Annotated in this window: 18 protein-coding genes and 1 CRISPR repeat array; of the genes, 11 read left to right on the top strand and 7 right to left on the bottom strand. The window is 52.1% G+C overall.

Annotation, left to right across the window (positions count from 1 at the left end):
* The first annotated feature begins 1 nt into the window (after window position 1).
* Both HG1285_RS10305 and HG1285_RS10310 read left to right on the top strand, forming a co-directional pair.
* Window positions 2–310, top strand: a complete 309-nt coding sequence (locus HG1285_RS10305) for a metal-sulfur cluster assembly factor (RefSeq protein ID WP_008287262.1) — start codon at window positions 2–4, stop codon at window positions 308–310.
* Window positions 298–783, top strand: a complete 486-nt coding sequence (locus HG1285_RS10310) for a V4R domain-containing protein (protein WP_008287261.1) — start codon at window positions 298–300, stop codon at window positions 781–783. Before HG1285_RS10305 ends, HG1285_RS10310 begins: the two co-directional genes overlap by 13 nt.
* Here the strand turns inward: HG1285_RS10310 and HG1285_RS10315 are convergent, their stop codons facing one another.
* Window positions 784–1368 (bottom strand): methylthioribulose 1-phosphate dehydratase, encoded by a 585-nt coding sequence (locus tag HG1285_RS10315; protein ID WP_232219472.1) that lies wholly within the window; start codon window positions 1366–1368, stop codon window positions 784–786.
* Window positions 1369–1478: 110 nt separating this feature from the next.
* Between HG1285_RS10315 and HG1285_RS10320 the strand changes: the two genes are divergently transcribed.
* The 6 genes from HG1285_RS10320 (at window position 1479) to HG1285_RS17350 (ending at window position 6688) form a co-directional block, all read left to right on the top strand.
* Window positions 1479–1775 (top strand): hypothetical protein, encoded by a 297-nt coding sequence (locus HG1285_RS10320; protein ID WP_008287259.1) that lies wholly within the window; start codon window positions 1479–1481, stop codon window positions 1773–1775.
* Between the two features lie 351 nt (window positions 1776–2126).
* Window positions 2127–2526: direct repeats of the CRISPR family, unit length 35 nt; unit sequence CTTGAAATGCCCTTAAAAAACTGAGGGATTGCGAC.
* Between the two features lie 44 nt (window positions 2527–2570).
* The gene (locus HG1285_RS10325; RefSeq protein ID WP_008287258.1) at window positions 2571–3455 is read left to right on the top strand and encodes an aspartate carbamoyltransferase catalytic subunit; all 885 of its coding nucleotides are present in this window, start codon (window positions 2571–2573) and stop codon (window positions 3453–3455) included.
* Window positions 3456–3508: 53 nt separating this feature from the next.
* Entirely contained in the window at window positions 3509–3955 is a 447-nt protein-coding gene (locus HG1285_RS10330; RefSeq protein WP_008287257.1) for a c-type cytochrome, read from the top strand.
* Between the two features lie 59 nt (window positions 3956–4014).
* Complete coding sequence (bioB, locus tag HG1285_RS10335) at window positions 4015–5019, top strand: biotin synthase BioB (protein ID WP_008287256.1); 1005 nt, start codon at window positions 4015–4017, stop codon at window positions 5017–5019.
* A gap of 21 nt (window positions 5020–5040) precedes the next feature.
* The gene (gene hemH, locus HG1285_RS10340; protein WP_008287255.1) at window positions 5041–5997 is read left to right on the top strand and encodes a ferrochelatase; all 957 of its coding nucleotides are present in this window, start codon (window positions 5041–5043) and stop codon (window positions 5995–5997) included.
* A complete protein-coding gene (locus HG1285_RS17350) occupies window positions 5984–6688 on the top strand; it encodes a DUF523 domain-containing protein (protein WP_008287254.1) in 705 nt (234 codons plus the stop codon). The genes hemH and HG1285_RS17350 overlap by 14 nt, the downstream gene beginning before the upstream one ends.
* Here HG1285_RS17350 and HG1285_RS10345 read toward each other — a convergent pair.
* From HG1285_RS10345 to HG1285_RS10355, 5 genes are read right to left on the bottom strand one after another with little or no spacing between them, the layout of a single operon-like run.
* Window positions 6674–7792: a pyridoxal phosphate-dependent aminotransferase gene (locus HG1285_RS10345; RefSeq protein WP_008287253.1), complete on the bottom strand. Its 1119-nt coding sequence runs from the start codon at window positions 7790–7792 to the stop codon at window positions 6674–6676. The two genes, HG1285_RS17350 and HG1285_RS10345, sit on opposite strands and share 15 nt — an antisense overlap.
* Window positions 7776–8591, bottom strand: coding sequence for a hypothetical protein (locus HG1285_RS18745; protein WP_008287252.1), 816 nt, complete (start codon window positions 8589–8591; stop codon window positions 7776–7778). The genes HG1285_RS10345 and HG1285_RS18745 overlap by 17 nt, the downstream gene beginning before the upstream one ends.
* Window positions 8588–9163, bottom strand: a complete 576-nt coding sequence (mobA, locus tag HG1285_RS18120; RefSeq protein ID WP_008287251.1) for a molybdenum cofactor guanylyltransferase MobA — start codon at window positions 9161–9163, stop codon at window positions 8588–8590. The genes HG1285_RS18745 and mobA overlap by 4 nt, the downstream gene beginning before the upstream one ends.
* Window positions 9163–10497 carry a lytic transglycosylase domain-containing protein gene (locus HG1285_RS18740; RefSeq protein WP_008287250.1) on the bottom strand — a complete coding sequence of 445 codons (1335 nt, stop codon included), beginning with the start codon at window positions 10495–10497 and terminating at the stop codon, window positions 9163–9165. The genes mobA and HG1285_RS18740 overlap by 1 nt, the downstream gene beginning before the upstream one ends.
* Before the next feature lie 43 nt (window positions 10498–10540).
* Window positions 10541–12421, bottom strand: coding sequence for a hypothetical protein (locus HG1285_RS10355; RefSeq protein WP_008287249.1), 1881 nt, complete (start codon window positions 12419–12421; stop codon window positions 10541–10543).
* 74 nt (window positions 12422–12495) lie between these two features.
* Here HG1285_RS10355 and hemL point away from each other — a divergent pair, with 74 nt between their 5' ends.
* Genes hemL through lnt form a run of 3 tightly spaced genes read left to right on the top strand, consistent with a single transcriptional unit; the run spans window position 12496 to window position 16033 of the window.
* Window positions 12496–13770: a glutamate-1-semialdehyde 2,1-aminomutase gene (gene hemL, locus HG1285_RS10360; RefSeq protein WP_008287248.1), complete on the top strand. Its 1275-nt coding sequence runs from the start codon at window positions 12496–12498 to the stop codon at window positions 13768–13770.
* Window positions 13770–14717 carry a flippase-like domain-containing protein gene (locus HG1285_RS10365; RefSeq protein WP_008287247.1) on the top strand — a complete coding sequence of 316 codons (948 nt, stop codon included), beginning with the start codon at window positions 13770–13772 and terminating at the stop codon, window positions 14715–14717. The genes hemL and HG1285_RS10365 overlap by 1 nt, the downstream gene beginning before the upstream one ends.
* Complete coding sequence (gene lnt / locus HG1285_RS10370) at window positions 14690–16033, top strand: apolipoprotein N-acyltransferase (RefSeq protein ID WP_008287246.1); 1344 nt, start codon at window positions 14690–14692, stop codon at window positions 16031–16033. Before HG1285_RS10365 ends, lnt begins: the two co-directional genes overlap by 28 nt.
* Here lnt and HG1285_RS10375 read toward each other — a convergent pair.
* Entirely contained in the window at window positions 16016–18124 is a 2109-nt protein-coding gene (locus tag HG1285_RS10375; RefSeq protein WP_008287245.1) for a bifunctional (p)ppGpp synthetase/guanosine-3',5'-bis(diphosphate) 3'-pyrophosphohydrolase, read from the bottom strand. The genes lnt and HG1285_RS10375 overlap by 18 nt on opposite strands.
* Window positions 18125–18133: the final 9 nt, after the last annotated feature.

Raw genomic sequence — 18133 nt, 5'->3', positions numbered from 1 at the left:
TATGGAAAGGGAGATACTTGAGGCGCTCAAAGAGGTAAAAGACCCGGAGATACCCATAGACATAGTGAACTTGGGTCTTATATACGGCGTGAGGGTCAAGGACGAAGTTGCATACATAGACATGACCCTGACAGTGCAGGGCTGTCCAGCCAAGCAGTTCTTTGCGGAGCACATAAGACAGAAGGTTCTGGAAAAGTTCCCTCAGCTCAAGGACGTTGTTGTAGAATTTGTATTTGAGCCACCCTGGACTAAGGAGAAGATATCCGAAGAGGGCAAGGCTCAGCTGAGGAAGCTGGGATGGGATATTTAAAGGACAACATAAGGGCGCTCGCTGAAGCGATAGAGCGGGAGTCCGTCCTGATCCACAGGGACGCTCTCATAGACGGATACAGGGACGTATATAAACTCTCCAAGCTGGGTATTGACAGGATAATCAAGAAGGCGGCGGAGTACGGAGGCAAGAAGGGAGCGAGGACTCTCAAGGAGCGCTACGGAGTTTATACGGACAGATTGGACGAGGCTCTAGAGCTTTTGACCATAATAGCTGAGTCCTCAAGGCTCATAGACCTCCTTGAGTACGACATAGAGACTATGGAGATAAGGGTGGAGGGATCGATCCTCGTGGAGGCTATCGGCAAGAGCCAAAAGCCCGTCTGCAAGCCCATGGCTGGGTTTTTTAAAGGGTTTCTGACCGACCTCCTTGATAAGAAGTACGACGTGGAAGAGGTCTCCTGCGCCGCCCAAGGGCACGAGAAGTGCACCTTCAAGATAAAACAGAAGTGATCACCTTATAGACATCAGCTTCAGCTCACACTCAAAGAGGAACTCGTAAGCCTCCACATGCATAAGGGCGCTGTCCATATCCCTGCCCCAGGTGTAGAGCCCGTGGGAGGCTATCAAGAACCCGTAGGTGTCCGGGTGCTTCTTCAGATAAACCTCCACTTTGGAAGATAACCTCTTCATGTCTTGGTCATTCTCAAAGACGGGAACGCTGATCTTGGTCTCGTGGGTCTCTATCTCCGGGAACGCCTTCAGGAGCTCGTAATCCTCCAGCTCAACCCTTCCCTTTGCGAGCCTTGAGATGAGCGTAGCGTTTGGAGAGTGGGTGTGGACTACCGCCTTTACCTCCGGGTAGAGCCTGTATATGAGGGTGTGAAGGAGTGTCTCTGCGGAGGGTTTCTTGTCTTCCAGCGGTCTCCCTTCAAGGTCAACGAGGAGTATGTCCTCCGGCTTTAACCTGCCCTTATGCCTGCCCGAGGAGGTTATGGCTACCTTCTCGTTATCAATCCTGACGGATATGTTTCCGCTGGTTGCGGGAACCCAGCCCTTGGAGTCTAAAAAGCGTCCCGCTTCAACTATCAGCTTCACAGCTTCCTTCACAAGAGCTTATTTTAACCCTTTACACACCCAGAGGCTCAGTCCGTTAACCTAAAGGTAACCTTTCGGGCATAAGGTTTTTATCAGTTGGAGGTTGAGAGATGGTTGCAAGCCGCCTTGTCTGGGCTCCTTGGGTATTCAAGCTTCTGGACAGCATAAAGGCTATGCCTTTCGTTGAAGAGGTTGAGTTCAGCGAAGAGCCCTCGGAAGCTTCCTTTACCGACTTTGTGCTCAGGATAAAGCTGTCTCCCGAAAGCGATGTGGTCAGCGTCCTCCCAGAGATAGTGGAGCTCATATCCCGTGAGAGCAGGGACGAATACATGAGAACGGGAAAGCTCCCCGTCCTATACTGGGAAGTTGAGCCCGAACCCGACGAGGAGACCGTAGTTAAGAGGTGAAAGTTTAAGAGCCTTTTTTTACCCCCTTCTCTCTCAATAGTTTGAAGCGTGCAACCAAAAGACGTTCATGAAATTACGTAAGTCTTTGATGTCTCTGCGAGAATAACCTTGTATGACGGAAATCATATTGAAAATTTCGGGCTGTGTGCTTAACTTATTGGCAGTTAATAGCGGGACGCAAGTGCCCGCCGGCTCCTTGACAACCGAATAAGGCTTAAAAAGGGCTCAAAGCTTAGAGCGACAAAGCCCAGAAGGAACTCTTTGATAATTCTGAATTTTTGTGACACCATGTTTAATTGCGAACAATTCTCACTCTGGGTGCTTTGTCTCTCAATAAGTTGAGATTTACCCCTTGAAATGCCCTTAAAAAACTGAGGGATTGCGACATATCATCATCATAACCCCTTCTTAGCAAAAATCTTCTTGAAATGCCCTTAAAAAACTGAGGGATTGCGACAGCGCGGATAGGCCCCTTGTACAGGTGCTACCCTAACCTCTTGAAATGCCCTTAAAAAACTGAGGGATTGCGACTATTGAGACCTTTAACTTTTTAACGAGGGCAGATGAAATCCTTGAAATGCCCTTAAGAAGCTGAGGGATTGCGACCCAAGCCTCAAACGGAATGCCGTAAATGTGCCCACGATACTTGAAATGCCCTTAAGAAGTTGAGGGATTGCGACATCCTTATACGACCTTATCACCATGCCTCGTACCTCCTTGAAATGCCCTTAAGAAACTGAGGGTTTTATAACCTCCCCTTTGTGTCTTAGCCCTATAAAATAGTTTTCTGAGGTCATGAAGAGCCTTATATCTGTCAGGGAGCTGAGTCGGGAAGATGTTGAGGGGATAATTGAGAGAGCTTCACGCTTCAAGGGGGGAGAGAGGACTTCCCTTAAGGGTAACGTTGCCCTTCTTTTCCTTGAACCATCAACTAGAACCCGTATATCCTTTGAAAGAGCCTGCAGGGAGCTCGGTCTGGATACCTACACGGTGCTCGGCGAGAGTAGCTCTCTCTCAAAGGGTGAGAGCTTTACCGATACTCTTAAGACCTTTGAAGCGCTCGGTTTCGGCGCGGTGGTCTTCAGGGTGCCCTTCGTGCTCTTCCCCTACGATAATCTTACGGACTCTCTGAACTTGTCCCTCGTGAACGCTGGAGACTCCACCCACCAGCACCCCACCCAGGGGCTTATAGACCTGCTTACCCTGAAGGAAGCCTTCGGTTCCCTTGAAGGACTCAAAGTCCTGTACGTGGGGGACATACTCCACAGCAGGGTATTCCGTTCCGGTGCGCCGCTCCTTAAGATGTTCGGAGCCGAGGTTTCCGTGTGCGGTCCGAGGACGCTTATACCAAGGGATATAAATGTGTTTGAGGTTGCTGAGGTCTTTGACAGCGTTGACGAAGGTATTGATTGGGCTGATGCGGTCGTGTGGCTGAGACTACAGAAAGAACGCCAGAGACAGAACTTCGTACCCTCGGAGAGGAGCTACTTTGAGCAGTTCGGGCTCACCCGGGAGAGGTACAAGAGGCTCAGGGGAACGTTCATGCACCCGGGTCCCGTAAACAGGGAGATAGACATAGACGGCTCACTACTATACTCGGATAAGTCCCTGATCCAGGAGCAGGTCAGGAACGGACTCTTTATCAGGATGGCTGTCCTTGAGTGGTGTCTAAAGGAATAACCCTATTTTTCTTTGAACTTGACGGGCTTCGCCCGTGATGTTAAACTAAAAGTATGAAAACGCTCACTTACATACTTCTCCTCACGAGTGTGGCTTTTGCCGGTAGCAAGGAGCTGCTTGAAAAGGGCGAAGAGGTCTTCAGAAAGTCCTGCTCAACCTGCCACCTTGAAAGCGTCAGCCCGGAGAAACTCAAGGGCATAAGGGATGTGGTCAAGTCCGGAGGAAAGCCACCCCTTAAAGCACCACCTATGTCCGAAGTCTCCGCGAGGGTTAAAAAGTTCTACCCCGAGGAGGAAAAGTTTATAGAGTTTGTGAAAGATTACATAACTAACCCTTCACGTGAGAAGGGTGTGTGTCTTCCCATGGCTTACAAGCTCTTTGGTGTCATGCCACCGATAGGCAGGACTCTCTCAGAGGGGGAAAAGGAGGCGGTCTCCTTCTGGCTCTACCACAGGTTTACCGACAGCTGGGAGGAGTTCATAGAGAAAAACCCCCACTGAATTTCCCTGACACTTTACCGGGCTTTCCTATATTATCTTTTGTTCACGGAGGTGCAAAGATGGACAGGTATGAGAGTTTAATAATAGATCTCTACGAGAAGGCTATAAACTACGAACCCCTCACCAAAGAGGAGGCTCTGAATATACTGAGTGTGCCTGACGACTACGTTCCCTTTCTCACCCACTTTGCCCAGAAGATAAAGAAGAAGTTCTTCCCCGAGAACGAGCTTGAGTTCTGCTCCATAATAAACGCCAAGAGCGGTGCCTGTTCGGAGGATTGCAAGTTCTGTGCCCAGTCCAAGTTCTACAAGACCCCTATAAACGTCTACAACCTCGTCCCAAAGGAAGAGATAGTGGAAGGTGCTGAGCGTGGTGTGGAGTTCGGTGCCAACCGGTACTGCGTGGTTCTGGCGGGCAAGCAGGCGACCCCCGAAGAGGTGGACAGGATAGCGGAAGCGGTTAGAGAGGTCAAAGAGGTGGAGAAGATACCCATAAACGTGTGCGTTTCCGCCGGGACTATGGACGAGGAGAGTCTGAGAAAGCTCAAGGAGGCGGGCGTGAAGAGGGTAAACCACAACCTTGAGGCGAGCAGGAACTTCTTTCCCAACATAGTCACCACCCACAGGTGGGAAGACAGATACGAGACCATAAAACGCATAAAAGAAGCGGGTCTATCTACCTGCTGCGGCGGTATCTTCGGAATGGGAGAGAGTGATGAGGACAGGGTTGATCTCGCGCTGACTTACAGGGAGTTAGAGGTGGACTCCATACCTCTTAACTTCCTCATGCCCATAGAAGGAACTCCTTTAGAAAACGCCCCCGGCGTGACTCCCATGGAAGCGCTCAAGGTCATAGCCATGTTCAGGTTCACCAACCCGAGAGCTGAGCTTAGACTCTGCGGTGGAAGGGAACAGAACCTAAGAGACTTCCACGGAATGGCGGTTCTCATGACCAACGCCATGATGGTAGGCGGATACCTGACCCGTGCGGGCAGGGATATAAAGAAGGACTACCAACTCCTGAAAGACCTTAAGGCGGGCAGGAAGGAGGAGGTTATAGCCTGAGCCCGGACGGGGTTGAATGCTATGGGGAAGACCGGTGTAATCCTGCTCAACATGGGAGGACCCGACAGCATTGAGGCTATACAGCCCTTTCTGTACAACCTCTTCTCAGACCACGACATAATAAGGATTCCGAGACCCATACAGAAACCCGTTGCATGGCTCATATCAAAGGTCAGGGCTAAGAAAACGAGGCATTACTACGAGATTATGGGGGGCAAGTCTCCCCAGAGGGAACAGACCGAGGAGCAGGCGAGGAAGCTCCAGAGGTTGCTGGGGGACTCATACAGGGTTGTTGTGGCTATGAGATACTGGCACCCCTTTACGAAGGAAGCCCTTGAGAGTCTCTTTGAAGAAGATATAGAGCGAATAGTTCTCCTTCCCATGTATCCCCAGTTCAGCACGACCACGACGGGTTCTTCCTTTAAGGAATTCTACAGGGTTTACAGGGGCTCGGCATATCCCCAGGTGCCCGTCTCTGAGGTCTTAAGCTACCACGACCATCCCCTTTACATAAGGGCTATGGTTGAGAACGTAAGGGAGCACCTGCCCGAATGGAGGGAGTACTTCTTCCTATTCTCTGCCCACAGCCTACCCATGTACGTTATTGAGGAGGGAGACCCTTACAGGGACCAGACGGAGGAAACGGTCAGGCTGATAATGGAACACTTTCCCGGCGTTGAGCACGCCCTCGGATACCAGAGCAAGGTGGGTCCCGTGAAGTGGCTTGAACCCATGACCGATAAGCTCATAGAGGAGCTCGCTAAGAAAGGTGTAAAGAAGTTGTGCGTAGTTCCCGTTTCCTTCGTGTGCGAGCACTCCGAGACCCTTTACGAGCTTGACGTTCAGTACGGGGAGCTGGCGAAGGAGCTCGGTATAGAGAGCTACGTCAGAATTCCGACCCTGAGGACGAACCCGACCTTTATTAGGGCTCTCGCAGAGTTAGTGCTCTCCGCAGAGAGGGAGCATGCGTTACCCTGAGCCTGTGGTGGTTTACAGCGCCTGTCTGGCTGGGGATAGAGTCCGCTACGACGACAAACCCGTTTCCGACCCCTTTGCGGAAAGGCTCCTCGGCTACGTTAGGGTTGTGAAGGTGTGTCCGGAGGTTGAGATCGGTCTTGGGGTTCCCCGTGATAAGGTCGTGCTGTACGAGGAAAAGGGTGGGCTGAAGATGAGTCAGCCGGCTACAGGTCTTGAGCTCACCTCAAGAATGAACGCCTTTGCGGAGGGTTTCCTGAAGGAGCTGAAGGTAGTGGACGGCTTCCTGCTGAAGGCTAAGTCTCCCTCCTGCGGTGTTTCAAGGACTAAGACATACTCAGACCCAGGCGGAGGGAGGTTCAGGGGCTTTGGGAAGGGTCTCTTTGCCCTTAAGGTGATGGAGAGCTTCCCTTTTCTGCCCGTTGAAGACGAGCTTACCCTCAGGAAGGAAAGGAGGCGCCTGGTCTTCCTTGCAGCCCTATTCGGTTCAGCCCTTCTCAGGGAGGAGGGAATGAGATTTCACCGGAGGCTTGAAGAGACCCTTCGGGTTTTTACCCCCGTTCTTGAAAGGAAGATGAGAGAGTCCGGTAGTGAAGATGAATACAGGAAGCTTATGTTGAAAGCCCTGAGGAGGTTGCCCGTGGGTGTGCTCAGCGGGTTTGAGTTCGTCCCTCCCGAGCTAAAGGGAGCTTAGAAAGTTGGATATCCTCCTCACAGCCTCTTCAAGTTCTTCCACGCTCCTCGTGTAGGAGAGCCTTATGTACTCCTTCGTCCTGTTCCTGCCAAAGTCCACACCCGGCGTGACGGCAACCCCTGCCTCTTCAAGTAGCTTGAGGGCGAAGCTGTAGGAGTCGTCGGTGTACTTGCTCACGTTAGCCCATACGTAAAAGGCTCCTTGAGGTCTCGCATCCACCTCAAATAGTTCCCTAACACCCTCGTAGAGGGTCTTTCTCCTCTCAGAGAAGATGTCCCTCACCTTCTTTAGATATTCCCAGTCAAAGGCTTCAAGGGCTGCATACTGGCTCAGGGTGGGCGCGGATATGAAGACGTTCTGTATGACTATCTCTGCACTCCTGATGAGCTCAGGAGGTAGTATAGCCCAGCCTATGCGGAAGCCCGGCATACAGAAGAACTTGGAGAAGCCGTTTATGACTATCGCCCTGTCGCTGAACTCAAGGGCTGTGTGTTCCTTTCCCTCGTAAACGAGTCCGTGGTATATCTCGTCCGAGATGAGGTAAATACCCTCCCTGTCGCAGTAGTCTGCAAGCTCCTTTAGGGTGTTTGGGGAGTAGAGGTTCCCTGTGGGATTGGCGGGTGAGGATATGTGCACAGCTTTTACCTTCCTTCCTCTGAGCATGTCCGCCTTTATCTCGTAATCCGTCTCTCGTGATATGGGAACGAACTCAGGTTCTACGTCAAGAAGGTGGGCGAAGTTCTTGTAACAGGGGTAGGAGGGGTCTCCAAGAGCTATGCGGTCGCCCGCATCCATGGTGACGGCGTAAGCTACTAAAAACGCTCCGGAGGTTCCGGTCGTGACAGCAACCCTCTCCGGTGATACGTCAACTCCGTACTTCTTCCTGTAAAAATCAGCTATCTTCTCCCTGAGCTCCCACAGTCCGAGGGAAGGGGTGTAGAAGTACTTTCTCTCCTTTACAGCTCTCTCAAGGGCTTCAAGGACGCGAGGTGAGGGGTCAAGGTCTGGCTCTCCGATCTCAAGGTGTACCACATCCTCCATCTCCTTAGCCTTTGCGAGTATGTCCATGACTATGAAGGGTGAGAGTTTATCTCTTCTGTGCACTCCTCTTCCTCCAGCTCATTATTATCTCCGTTACCACTGCGGCTTTCTTGGGATCCATGGCTGCGAGTATCTGACCTGCCTGCCTCTCCTTAAGCCTTATCAGTATCTCGGCGGCTATGCGTGGCTTTACCTCGTTCAGTATGGCTCCAGCCTCGTCCGAGGGAGTCTTGCTTACTATCTTCACGAGCTTCTTTACCTCCTTCTCCTCCTCCTCCGTCAGGGGCTTCTTTCTGAGAGCTTCCAGCCTCTTCCTTTCCTCTATGAGCTTCCTTAATTTCTCCTCAATGACTTTCTCAACCTCTCTTAGCCGTTTCTCCTGATTGTCCTTTTCCATTTCCTTGAGCTTCTCCTGGACTGCGCTCTGGGCGTGTACCGCCAGCGAGAGGATGAGGAGCAGCTTCAGCCCCTTCTTTATAAGGTGTATGAAGCCGAGCTGCAGGAACTCTTTCTTGATGCTTTCAGCGTACTCCTCGTATGCGATCTTGTCCTTCAGTATCTTTACAGCCTTCTCCTCTCTTTTGAGCTCCTTAAGACTCTCGGTTTCGCTGTCTTTGATAACTTCCAGCTCCTTTATCTTCCTGTCTATCTCTTCTATCTTCTTGACGAAGGCTCTCTGCTGGAATATCAGCCTCATGGCGTCCTGAGAGTCCGTTATCCTCCTCTGGCACAGCTCAAGCTCCTCCTTGTATCTTCTCTTCTCCTCCAGGAGGCTCTTTATCTCCTCCTCTATCTCCCTCAGTCTGCGTGCCCTCTCCTTCTCCTCTATCTCCTTTATCCTCAGAATTCTCTTCAGGTTCATGCCAGCATCTCCATCAGGTTGGTTAGGTCTTCCCTCGTATTCATGTTCAGGAAGGACTTCAACTCCGGGTCTATGGGTGTAACGTCCGTTTCTGTTAGGGTGGTGTAAGGCAACTTTTTAAGGAAGCCTACGAGGCTCCTGCCTCCGGAGGACAGGAAGTCCTTGAGGTCTCCGAGAAGCTCTCTGGAGTAGACGGCGGTGAGTGGGTAGAGCTTACCCCTTATAGAGAAGAGGGTCACGGGAGGTGCGTATCTTTCCATCAGAAGCCTGAGCACCTGTGGGTTCAAGAGGGGCATGTCGCCCGCTAACACGAGCACTTCACCGGAACCGGAGTTTAAAAGGGCGGTGTAGACCCCCACCGCAGGTGATTGGAACGGGAGGGCGTCCTCAATTGTTGGCACTCCGAGGTGTTTGAACTTACCGCTCTCCTTGACGACGAGATGTACCCTGTCGCATACCTGCTCAGCTGTCTCCAGGACATACTCTATGGTGCTCTTGCCGCCGAGCCTGTGGAGTAGCTTGTCGCCTCCGAACCTGCGGCTCTGTCCCCCTGCGAGGATAAAACAGTCCATCACTCTTTAATATAAAGGACTGCACCGTTATCAAGGGTGATCACCTTGGTCTTCCTCTCAAGGCTGTCACCGAGACCCTTTATGACTATCCTTGTGGCTTTGCGCTTCTCCACCTCTTTGACTATGCTGGCACTATTCCTCTTGGCTACCGCTACCTTTACGCTCTTCTTAACGGGCGTTTTCTTCACGGGCTCCTTCTTTATGGGCATCTTCTTTGCAACTATGGGCTTCTTCTTTTGGGGTTTCTTTACCTTGGAAACTTCCTTCTTCACCTTGGGAGAGGTCTTCTCAGCCGAGGCGACCAGTTTCGTGCTTCTCTTCTCAAGTTTGGGCTTGGGAGCAACCTTCTTGACAGCCCTTTTCTTTACGACCTTGGTAAGCTTGTTCTTCACCGGACGTACCTTCTTTACAGGCTTCGCCTTGACCTTCTGGGCGGAGGCTACGACCTTTACGGGACTGCCCTCCGGCACGTAAACGTGAACTCCCGAGGGTATGTACCCTCCCTTGATGTGGGGGTTTAGGTCTCTGAAGGTGCTCTCCTTTATGTTCAGCCCTCTCACGAAGTCCTTCACCCTTACGGACTTTCCGAGCAACCTCTTCTCTATGTTCATATCTGCCACCTCAACCTTTAGCCCGTATCTGTGGGGGTCTTTGGCGATGAGAAGGGCGGCAAAGAACATGGGGACGTACTTCCTCGTCTGCTCAGGGAGAGCCCATTTAGACTTCCAGAAGTCCACTCCCCCTGTCCTTCTCTTGACACAACCCTCACCGCAGTTGTAAGCGGCGAGCACGAGCTCCCAGTTGCCGAAGAGCTTGTACAGGTCTTTAAGGTAGCCGGCGGCGGCGTGGGTGGACTTGAACAGGTCAAACCGCTCGTCCACTCTCCCGTTTACCTTCAGTCCGTACCGCTTTGCGGTAAAGGGCATGAGCTGCCATATACCGCCCGCACCCGAACGTGATACAGCGAAGGGGTTGTAACCGCTCTCTATTAGCGGTAGGAGGGCGAGCTCCTCCGGGAGTCCGTACTCCCTGAGTATAGGTTTTATGTAAGGAACGTACAGGTTTGCCCTCTTGAGGGCTACTTCCATGCTCCTCTTGTTCCTGAGGAACTCAAGGAGGTGGCGCCTCACCTCTTTCCTGTCGGGCACCTTAATACCGAGCCTGCGTGCTTCCAGCTCCATGAAGCGTTTATCCTCTTCGTTGAACAGAAACTTTCCCTTCTTAACTATGACGACGTCCCGTTTACCTTTGTATATGGCTACTTCCTTAACGGTAGGCGTGCAGGCTGTGATCACCGAAGCGAACGCAAGCAGTAAGATAACTCTCCCCAACATGACCCGCCTATCAATTATAATGTCGGCACTTTGCGGGCTGTTATCAGAATATGAGGTTAGCCTGCAAGAAGGGTCCGTGGAGGAGCTCGTAGCGGCTGAACTCCAGGTACACCTTGTCGGGGTCTTTGTCTTCTCCATTGTTGCCAGCGGTCACGAGCATAAAGGTGAACCTGTATCCTAAGTTGATAGAAAAGCCCAGACCTTTAAGGAGCTTTGCCCTTCTCTGGTGTATGTACCCGAGCTCGCCGTAAGCCTTGAGAACTACGTATAGGGGTATCTCCGTGTCTGAGGCTCCGGCAGCCTGTTTGGCTCTGTCCTCTATCTCGGAGGAGACCTCAGCCGTCCCCAAGCCCAGCCCTCCGTTGCCGGCAAAGTAAAACTTACTGAAGTTCGTCTCATACCTCTTTGCATAGCTGACCTTATCGTATCCTGCGACGAGGATAAGGGAACTGAGGGTAAACTCCCTGTCAAAGCCGTAGGCGACCACAGAGCCGTTGCTATCGCTGTATCCGACCGCTGATGGAATCTTGTAGTTCATGAGCTCCACGCCTCCGTACAGACCCCTCTCCATCATCACATAGGCGTAGTATGTCTTAAGGTCTGTCTCAAAGACGGCGTTCTCGGTAGTCCCCCTCTGGGAGTCCTTGAACTTTGCTATCCCGTTTATCCTTCCCCTGTCGTAGCCTACCCTTAGGGTGTGCCTTCCCAAAAGTCCGTGGAAGTCAACCACCGCCGAGACGAACCTTGAGGTCTCCGCGCTCAGACCTCTCTTCTCCTCAGCCCTGTTCTGCATGTATGTGATCGCGAGCTGGGTGTCACCCACCCTTCCTTCCACGGAGCTCCCGTAAAAGATGGAGTTGCTCATGTCGTACTTGACCTCTGCGTACGTTGTCCCCCCTTTTTTAACCTGTGACAGGGCGTTCCAGGTCAGGGCGGAAACCTTAGCCGATAGGAGGAATTCCAGGTTCTTCTCGTGTTCAAAGCCCCGTATGTGCTCTGGCTTGACCCCCACCATGGTCGGTATCCTGTCCTTGGGGATTACGAAGTGAACGTAGCTCTCATCACTGGAGTTTCTTGCCGACACGACTACCCTGTCTCCGGTGGAGAATACGGACGGGTTAAAGCCTATGTTCCTCAGCTCGGAGTTGAAGAGAAACCCCTTTTTAAGAAAGCCTCTCTTGAAATCAAGCTCATATAGAACTATGCCCTTGTTGTACTCGTTGACGTACCTGTACACGGCAGAGTAGGATAGTCCTCTCCGCTCGGGGTATATGGATAGAACGCCCAGCCTGTCTCCCCTCTTGGTCAGCGTCTGGGGGTCTATCAGGAACCTGCTCTCTTCTCCGCTATACTCCATGAATAGGAGGTCGTTTCCGCCTATGGCAACCAGAGATACGAGCCCCTCAGGGTTGTTCCCCGCGTGGGCGTACTCAACCTTCAGGGGGGTTGAAAGGTGTAGGACTTTTCCCGAAGGCGAGTACTCGGTTATAGAGTCTCTCCTCACCACGAGGACGTTTCCGGTCGGTAGGGGTTTTGTGAGAAGACTGCCCGAAAAGAAGTTCCCATACCTTACCCTGTGACCTCTGTCGTCCACCAGGAAGTACTCCGTGTATGAGTTTTCACCCTTTCTGTGGTGCCTCCTGACCAAGGCGAGAGCTCCACCCCTGAACCTTGACCTTCCCTCTATGTTCACGTCGTTGTACTTGGTGTTGTACGGTCCTGCAAGAACCCTCCCCTCACCGTTGACTATGGACTTGTAGCAGACCTCAGAGTTGGGGGAGCACTCGGTTTTCTCCCTTATGTCAGGCAAGCCCATCTCATCAAAGAACCTCTCCACCGTGTAGCTCCCCTCCTGGGGAGGAACAAGAGCGTACTCTCCGGAGTAGGATAACCCTAACAGGGCGAGCAGAAGTATAAGGAGCATCTTTTCTTCCTCCAGCCTTTAAACACCAAAGAGTTTACTAAAACCCTTTCAAAGGGGCTATAATTGTTTAAACCATGAACAATCACAAACTTATACAACAGGCTTTAGAGGTGTTACCCGGCGGAGTTAACAGCCCTGTCAGGGCGTTTAAGGCGGTGGGCGGAGAGCCCATAGTTCTCGTCAAGGGAAGAGGGTGCCGTGTGTGGGACGCCGACGGCAGGGAGTACATAGACTTCCTCGCCTCCTGGGGTCCTCTGATACTAGGGCACGCCCACCCTAAGGTGGTGAAGGCTGTTAAGGACGAAGTGGAAAGGGGACTCTCCTTCGGTCTTACCAACCCCCATGAGGTAAAACTTGCCCAGCTCGTAGTTGAAATGGTTCCCTCCATTGAGAAGGTTAGGTTCGTGAACTCGGGTACGGAAGCCACCATGTCCGCCGTGAGGCTTGCCAGGGGCGTGACCGGTAGAAAGCTCGTCCTTAAGTTTGACGGGTGCTATCACGGTCACTACGACAGCCTGCTCGTGAGCGCTGGTTCGGGGGTGGCAACCTTCGGAATACCGGGAACACCGGGAATACCTGAAGAGATAGCGGGTCTAACCCTCGTGGTTCCCTTCAACGACGAGGAAGCTGTGAGAAAGGCATTCTCTGAGCACGGGGAAGATATAGCCTGCGTGATAGTTGAACCGGTTGCGGGGAACATGGGTGTAGTTCCCCCAAAGGAGGGTTTCCTGAAGTTCCTCAGGGAGATAACCAGGGAGTACGGCTCGCTCCTGATATTTGATGAGGTTATAACGGGCTTTCGCCTCTCAACGGGAGGAGCCCAGAAGCTCTTTGAGGTGGAGCCAGATATAACCTGTCTGGGCAAGATCCTCGGAGGGGGTATGCCCGTAGGAGCTTACGGGGGAAGCAGAGAGCTCATGTCCAACGTTGCCCCCGAAGGGAAGGTTTATCAGGCGGGAACCCTGTCGGGTAATCCGGTGGCTATGGTTGCGGGTGTAGAAACCCTGAAGGAGCTCAGAGACAAGGAACCCTATGATCAGCTCAGTGATAGGGCTGAGAGGGTCTCAAAAGCCGTATCCGATATGTTGAAGGATAAAGGCATAGCCCACAGGATAAACAGGGTAGGTTCTATGTTCACCGTGTTCTTTACGGATAGGGAAGTTTACGACTTTGAAAGCGCCAAGTCCTCGGACACAGAGCTCTTTGGCAAGTTCTTCAGGAAACTTCTTGAGAAGGGAGTCCTCATACCCCCTGCCCAGTTTGAAGCCTGGTTTGTGAGCACAGCCCACGAAGATGAACACATAGAGGAGGCTTTGAGCAGGATAGGCGATGCGATCAAGGAGCTCTGATGAAAAAGACCTTTATGTACGGCACCCTGCTCCTCGTGTTAATACTACTGGCGAGCTTCTCCTATATAGTGTTCAAGACGGTTACAAAGGAGACCCTGAGCGTCCTCTTTAACTTAAAAAAGAGATACCTTCTCCTCTCATTCCTGCTTATATTTCTCTACCACACCTTTGACAATCTCAGGCTGTACATACTCTCAAGGGCTGTAAACCTCAGGTATTCAATCTTTTACGGCTACGTTATGTCCTTCGTTAACACCTTCGGCGCTACCGTGACCCCAGCCCACGTTGGCGGTGAGCTCGTTGCGGTTTACATGCTCCTCAGGAAGGGGGCGAGCGTCCACAAGGTCATGAGCATAGTCACGATGAAGACCATATCGGGGCTCTCCTTCTTCGTATTGGGTCTGCCCTTCTTCCTGTGGCACCTTTACAAGAACCCAGAGCAGGCTCTACCCGTGCTTGAGATATTCGTAGCTGCCGTGGTTCTCTTTGGAGTTGCCTATTTCGTAATAAAGTTCTTTCTCCAGAAGAACAGCGACAGACCTTCGGTGGGAAGGCTGAAGGAGAGCCTTAAGAAGTACGCCAACTACATGAAGATATTCGGTTACAAGCGGAAAGCCTACTTCCTGGGTTCTGTTCTCTCAAGCGTAGCCCTTTACGTCTCCTTCCTTATGATAGCCCCTGCCCTTGCCAAGTCCTTCGGTAAGGAGGAGGACTTCCTTGAACTATTCCTCTCACAGATAAGTCTGCTCTACGCCATATTCATGAGCCCGACGCCCGGCGGTAGCGGTGTGGGTGAGCTCGGGGGGCTTGCGGTGTTTGCGACCTTCCTTGAACCCTTTGAACTGGGTATATTTGTTATACTTTGGAGGCTCATAAGCCAGTACCTCAGCGCTCTCCTGGGAGGTGTTTTCTTCGCAATATGTCTCATAAAGGACTTAAGAAGGTAGGGCTTCCTCTCCTTTCTGGATCACTATTTTACTTAGCCTTCTCCAAACTAAGCCTCTGGTTTCTGCTCTTCCCGTCTCTCTTAATTCTTTCTTACTTAAGGACGCCTTCGGCGTGGTTTCTTGCCGGTGTATTCTCATTCCTGCCCTCCCTCTTCTGGATAAGGATAGCCATGCTTGAGTACGGAGGGGTCTTGCCCGTAGTTGCCTACTCACTGATAGCGTTGCTGGTCGTGTTCCTCGTGTCACTTCAATTCCTCGTGGTCTTCCACCTCTGGAGGTTGTTGAGGTTCTACCCTCTGACACTGCCCTTCCTCTGGACAGCCGTTGAGGTCGCGCGATCCCACGTTCCCTACGGAGGATTTCCCTGGCTCATAACGGGGGAGCTGCTCGTTGACGCGCCTCTCCTGAAGAACTACCTGAGTGCAGGAGGGGTGTACCTGGGCTCCGTAGTTGTCTGGTCTATATCGCTCCTTCCCCACCTTGTATCGGACAGGAGGAGTATCGTAGCCCTTCTTATGCTGCTCCTGCTTCCCCTGCCCTTCATCAGACCAGCGCCCGACCCGCCTCAGGGAGTCAGGGTGGCAGTGATCCAGCCCAACGTGGAGGAGGACGTGAAGCTGGACAAGGAAGCCTTCTACAGATACCTGCCCAACTACTGGGAGATCCTGGAGAAGGTCTCAAGGGAAAGACCCGACGTGGTGTTCCTTCCTGAATCAGCCTTCCCTTTCACAGCCAACAGGTTAAACACGGAGGGCAGGAGGCTGTTAAATTACTCAAGGAGGTTCGTCATAGTAACGGGACTCATAGACATCAGGGTGGGTGAGGATTGGGAGCCTTACAACTCCGTTTTCGTACTGCACAGCGGGAGGGTAGTTGACTTCTACGACAAGGTCAGGCTCCTCCCCTTTGGCGAGTACGTTCCCTTCCCCTTCGGCTTCACCAAAGATATATTCGGCGCGATAGGGGGTACCGACTACGTTCCGGGTTCAGAGCCCAGGTGCGTGAACGCTGTTAAATTAAAGGTTGGGACTCCCATATGCTTTGAGGTATCCTACTACTCCCTCGTTAGAAGCTTTTCCGAATGCGCAGATGTGGTTGCTGTGTTCACGAACGATGGCTGGTTCAAGGACTCCGATGGAACCTACCAGCACTTCAGGCAGGCGCGCGTGAGGGCTGTGGAGAACAGGAAGTACCTTCTCTGGGTAAACAACACGGGACCCTCCGCCGTCATATCCCCCGAGGGAGATGTTCTGATGGAGATACCTTACGGTAAAAAGGGATACATAGTTTACGACTTTTCACGAATAAAGCCTTGAGCAGGCTTCAACCCCTTCCACCGACTTTATGGACTTCATAACGTCTCTGAGGTGTTTCTTGTTCGTTACGTCTATCGTGAAGTCCATGAATGCTGTTCCATCTCCCGTAGTTCTCGTGGTTGACTCCCATATGTTTGAACCGCTCTCGGCTATGTTCTTGGCTATCTCGGAGAGTATGCCTATCCTGTCACGGGCTTTTATCCTTATCTTCGTCTTGAACTTACCCTCCGGCTTCAGCTTTACCCGGAAGACCTTCTCCGGAAAGTGCTCAGCTACGTACCTTAGGTTGGAACACCCCTTCTCATGCAGGACTATGCCCTTTCCCCTCGTCACCACGCCGTATATTTCGTCCCCGGGGACTGGATTGCAGCAACTCCCCATCTCGTACATCACTCCCTCAAGTCCGTCCATGGTTGCCCGTCCCCTACCCCTTCCCCTGGATTTTTCGGTAGAGGCTTTCTTCTTTGGGGACAGGAGGCTCACCACCTTGCTTACGGAGAGCTTTCCGCTTCCTAAGGCTATGTATAACTCCTCCTCGTCCTTGAAGCGAACCTTCTTCCTCAGCTTCTCAAGGAACTCCTCCTGAGACATGTTCACGGACTCACGAGCTTTCTCAAAGAGCCTTTTGCCCTCGCTGAGGAGGTTCTCCCTCTCCACCTGCCTTATGTAGTGCTTTATCCTGTTCTTGGCACGTGAGGTTACGACAAACTTAAGCCAGTCGGGATTTGGCTTCTTTGCAGGGCTGGTGATTATCTCCACCTGGTCTCCGCTCTGGAGCCTGTAGTTGAGGGGGACTATCCTGCCGTTCACCTTGGCACCGGCGCAGTGGTTTCCGACCTCGGTGTGTATGTGGTACGCGAAGTCTATGGGTGTAGCTCCCACCGGCAGGACTATGAGGTCTCCCTTAGGTGTGAACACGAAAACCTCTTCGGAGAACAGCTCCCTCTTGAGGTTGTCAAGAACTTCGGAAGGGTTCTTACTGCCCTGTATGTTCTCAACGAGACTCCTGAGCCAGGAGAAGACCTCCTCCTCCTGAACACGTTCTCTCCCCTCCTTGTAAGCCCAGTGGGCGGCTATACCCCTCTCAGCCCTGAGGTGCATCTCCCGTGTCCTTATCTGGAACTCAACCATTCTTCCCTTGGGGGCTACAACCGTCGTGTGGAGGGACTGGTAAAGGTTCGGCTTTGGCAGGGATATGTAGTCCTTGAACTTTCCGGGAACAGGTTTGAAGAGGCTGTGTATTAGACCGAGGACTACATAACACTCCTGTATCGTGTCCACGATTATCCTAACCCCAAGGAGGTCGTGAACCTCCTCAAGACCTATATTTTTCCTTATCGTCTTCTGCCAGATGCTGTAGAGGTGCTTGGGTCTGTATGTGACCTCAGCCTTTATACCCGCCTTCTTTATCTCCTCACGGACCTTCGGTATTACGAACTTCTTCAGATAAACCTCAAGGTCTTCCAGGGATTGACTCACGAACTTCCTTACCCTCTCGTACTCCTTGGGGTAAAGATACTTGAAGGACAGGTCTTCCAGACTCCTCTTTATCTCCCATATCCCGAGCCTGTGAGCTATCGGAGCGTAAACCTCAAGGGTCTCCTCCGCTATGCGTATCCTCTTGTCCCTGCGCAGGTGGTTCAGGGTTTTCATGTTGTGCAGCCTGTCGGCGAGCTTAACCACGACGACCCTTATGTCCTTAGCGGTGGCGAGTATGAGCTTCCTGAAGTTCTCAGCCTGAGCTTCCCTGAGGTTCTTGAACTTTATCTTCCCTATCTTGGTTACACCCTCAACTATGTCCGCGACGTCCTTCCCGAACAGCTCCTCTATCTCTTCGTAGGTTGTGTCCGTGTCCTCAAGGGTATCGTGAAGGAGACCTGCGATCACCGTCGTTGAGTCCATGTTCAGCTCTGCGAGGGTTTTGGCTACCTCAAGGGGATGTATTACGTAAGGCTCACCGGATTTCCTCAGCTGACCACTGTGCTTCTCGGACACGAACTCAAAGGCTCGGTGTATGATATCCCGTTCCTCAGGGTACCGCTTCTCTATATCCTCCAAAATTTCACCAAGCCCGAGCTCTTTAAGTGCCATTAGAATAAA

The sequence above is a fragment of the Hydrogenivirga sp. 128-5-R1-1 genome (genome assembly GCF_000171895.1).
This window is presented reverse-complemented; position numbering and strand designations above follow the sequence as displayed.

What these genes read in the sequence shown, in the direction of transcription:
- HG1285_RS17350 (WP_008287254.1), top strand. Translation starts at nt 5,984, where the DNA reads ATGCGTTACCCTGAGCCTGTGGTGGTTTACAGCGCCTGTCTGGCTGGG.
- HG1285_RS10330 (WP_008287257.1), top strand. Translation starts at nt 3,509, where the DNA reads ATGAAAACGCTCACTTACATACTTCTCCTCACGAGTGTGGCTTTTGCC.
- HG1285_RS10325 (WP_008287258.1), top strand. Translation starts at nt 2,571, where the DNA reads ATGAAGAGCCTTATATCTGTCAGGGAGCTGAGTCGGGAAGATGTTGAG.
- lnt (WP_008287246.1), top strand. Translation starts at nt 14,690, where the DNA reads ATGTCTCATAAAGGACTTAAGAAGGTAGGGCTTCCTCTCCTTTCTGGA.
- HG1285_RS10375 (WP_008287245.1), bottom strand. Translation starts at nt 18,124, where the DNA reads ATGGCACTTAAAGAGCTCGGGCTTGGTGAAATTTTGGAGGATATAGAG.
- HG1285_RS18745 (WP_008287252.1), bottom strand. Translation starts at nt 8,591, where the DNA reads ATGAACCTGAAGAGAATTCTGAGGATAAAGGAGATAGAGGAGAAGGAG.
- HG1285_RS10320 (WP_008287259.1), top strand. Translation starts at nt 1,479, where the DNA reads ATGGTTGCAAGCCGCCTTGTCTGGGCTCCTTGGGTATTCAAGCTTCTG.
- HG1285_RS10355 (WP_008287249.1), bottom strand. Translation starts at nt 12,421, where the DNA reads ATGCTCCTTATACTTCTGCTCGCCCTGTTAGGGTTATCCTACTCCGGA.
- mobA (WP_008287251.1), bottom strand. Translation starts at nt 9,163, where the DNA reads ATGGACTGTTTTATCCTCGCAGGGGGACAGAGCCGCAGGTTCGGAGGC.
- HG1285_RS18740 (WP_008287250.1), bottom strand. Translation starts at nt 10,497, where the DNA reads ATGTTGGGGAGAGTTATCTTACTGCTTGCGTTCGCTTCGGTGATCACA.
- hemL (WP_008287248.1), top strand. Translation starts at nt 12,496, where the DNA reads ATGAACAATCACAAACTTATACAACAGGCTTTAGAGGTGTTACCCGGC.
- HG1285_RS10310 (WP_008287261.1), top strand. Translation starts at nt 298, where the DNA reads ATGGGATATTTAAAGGACAACATAAGGGCGCTCGCTGAAGCGATAGAG.
- bioB (WP_008287256.1), top strand. Translation starts at nt 4,015, where the DNA reads ATGGACAGGTATGAGAGTTTAATAATAGATCTCTACGAGAAGGCTATA.
- HG1285_RS10365 (WP_008287247.1), top strand. Translation starts at nt 13,770, where the DNA reads ATGAAAAAGACCTTTATGTACGGCACCCTGCTCCTCGTGTTAATACTA.
- hemH (WP_008287255.1), top strand. Translation starts at nt 5,041, where the DNA reads ATGGGGAAGACCGGTGTAATCCTGCTCAACATGGGAGGACCCGACAGC.
- HG1285_RS10305 (WP_008287262.1), top strand. Translation starts at nt 2, where the DNA reads ATGGAAAGGGAGATACTTGAGGCGCTCAAAGAGGTAAAAGACCCGGAG.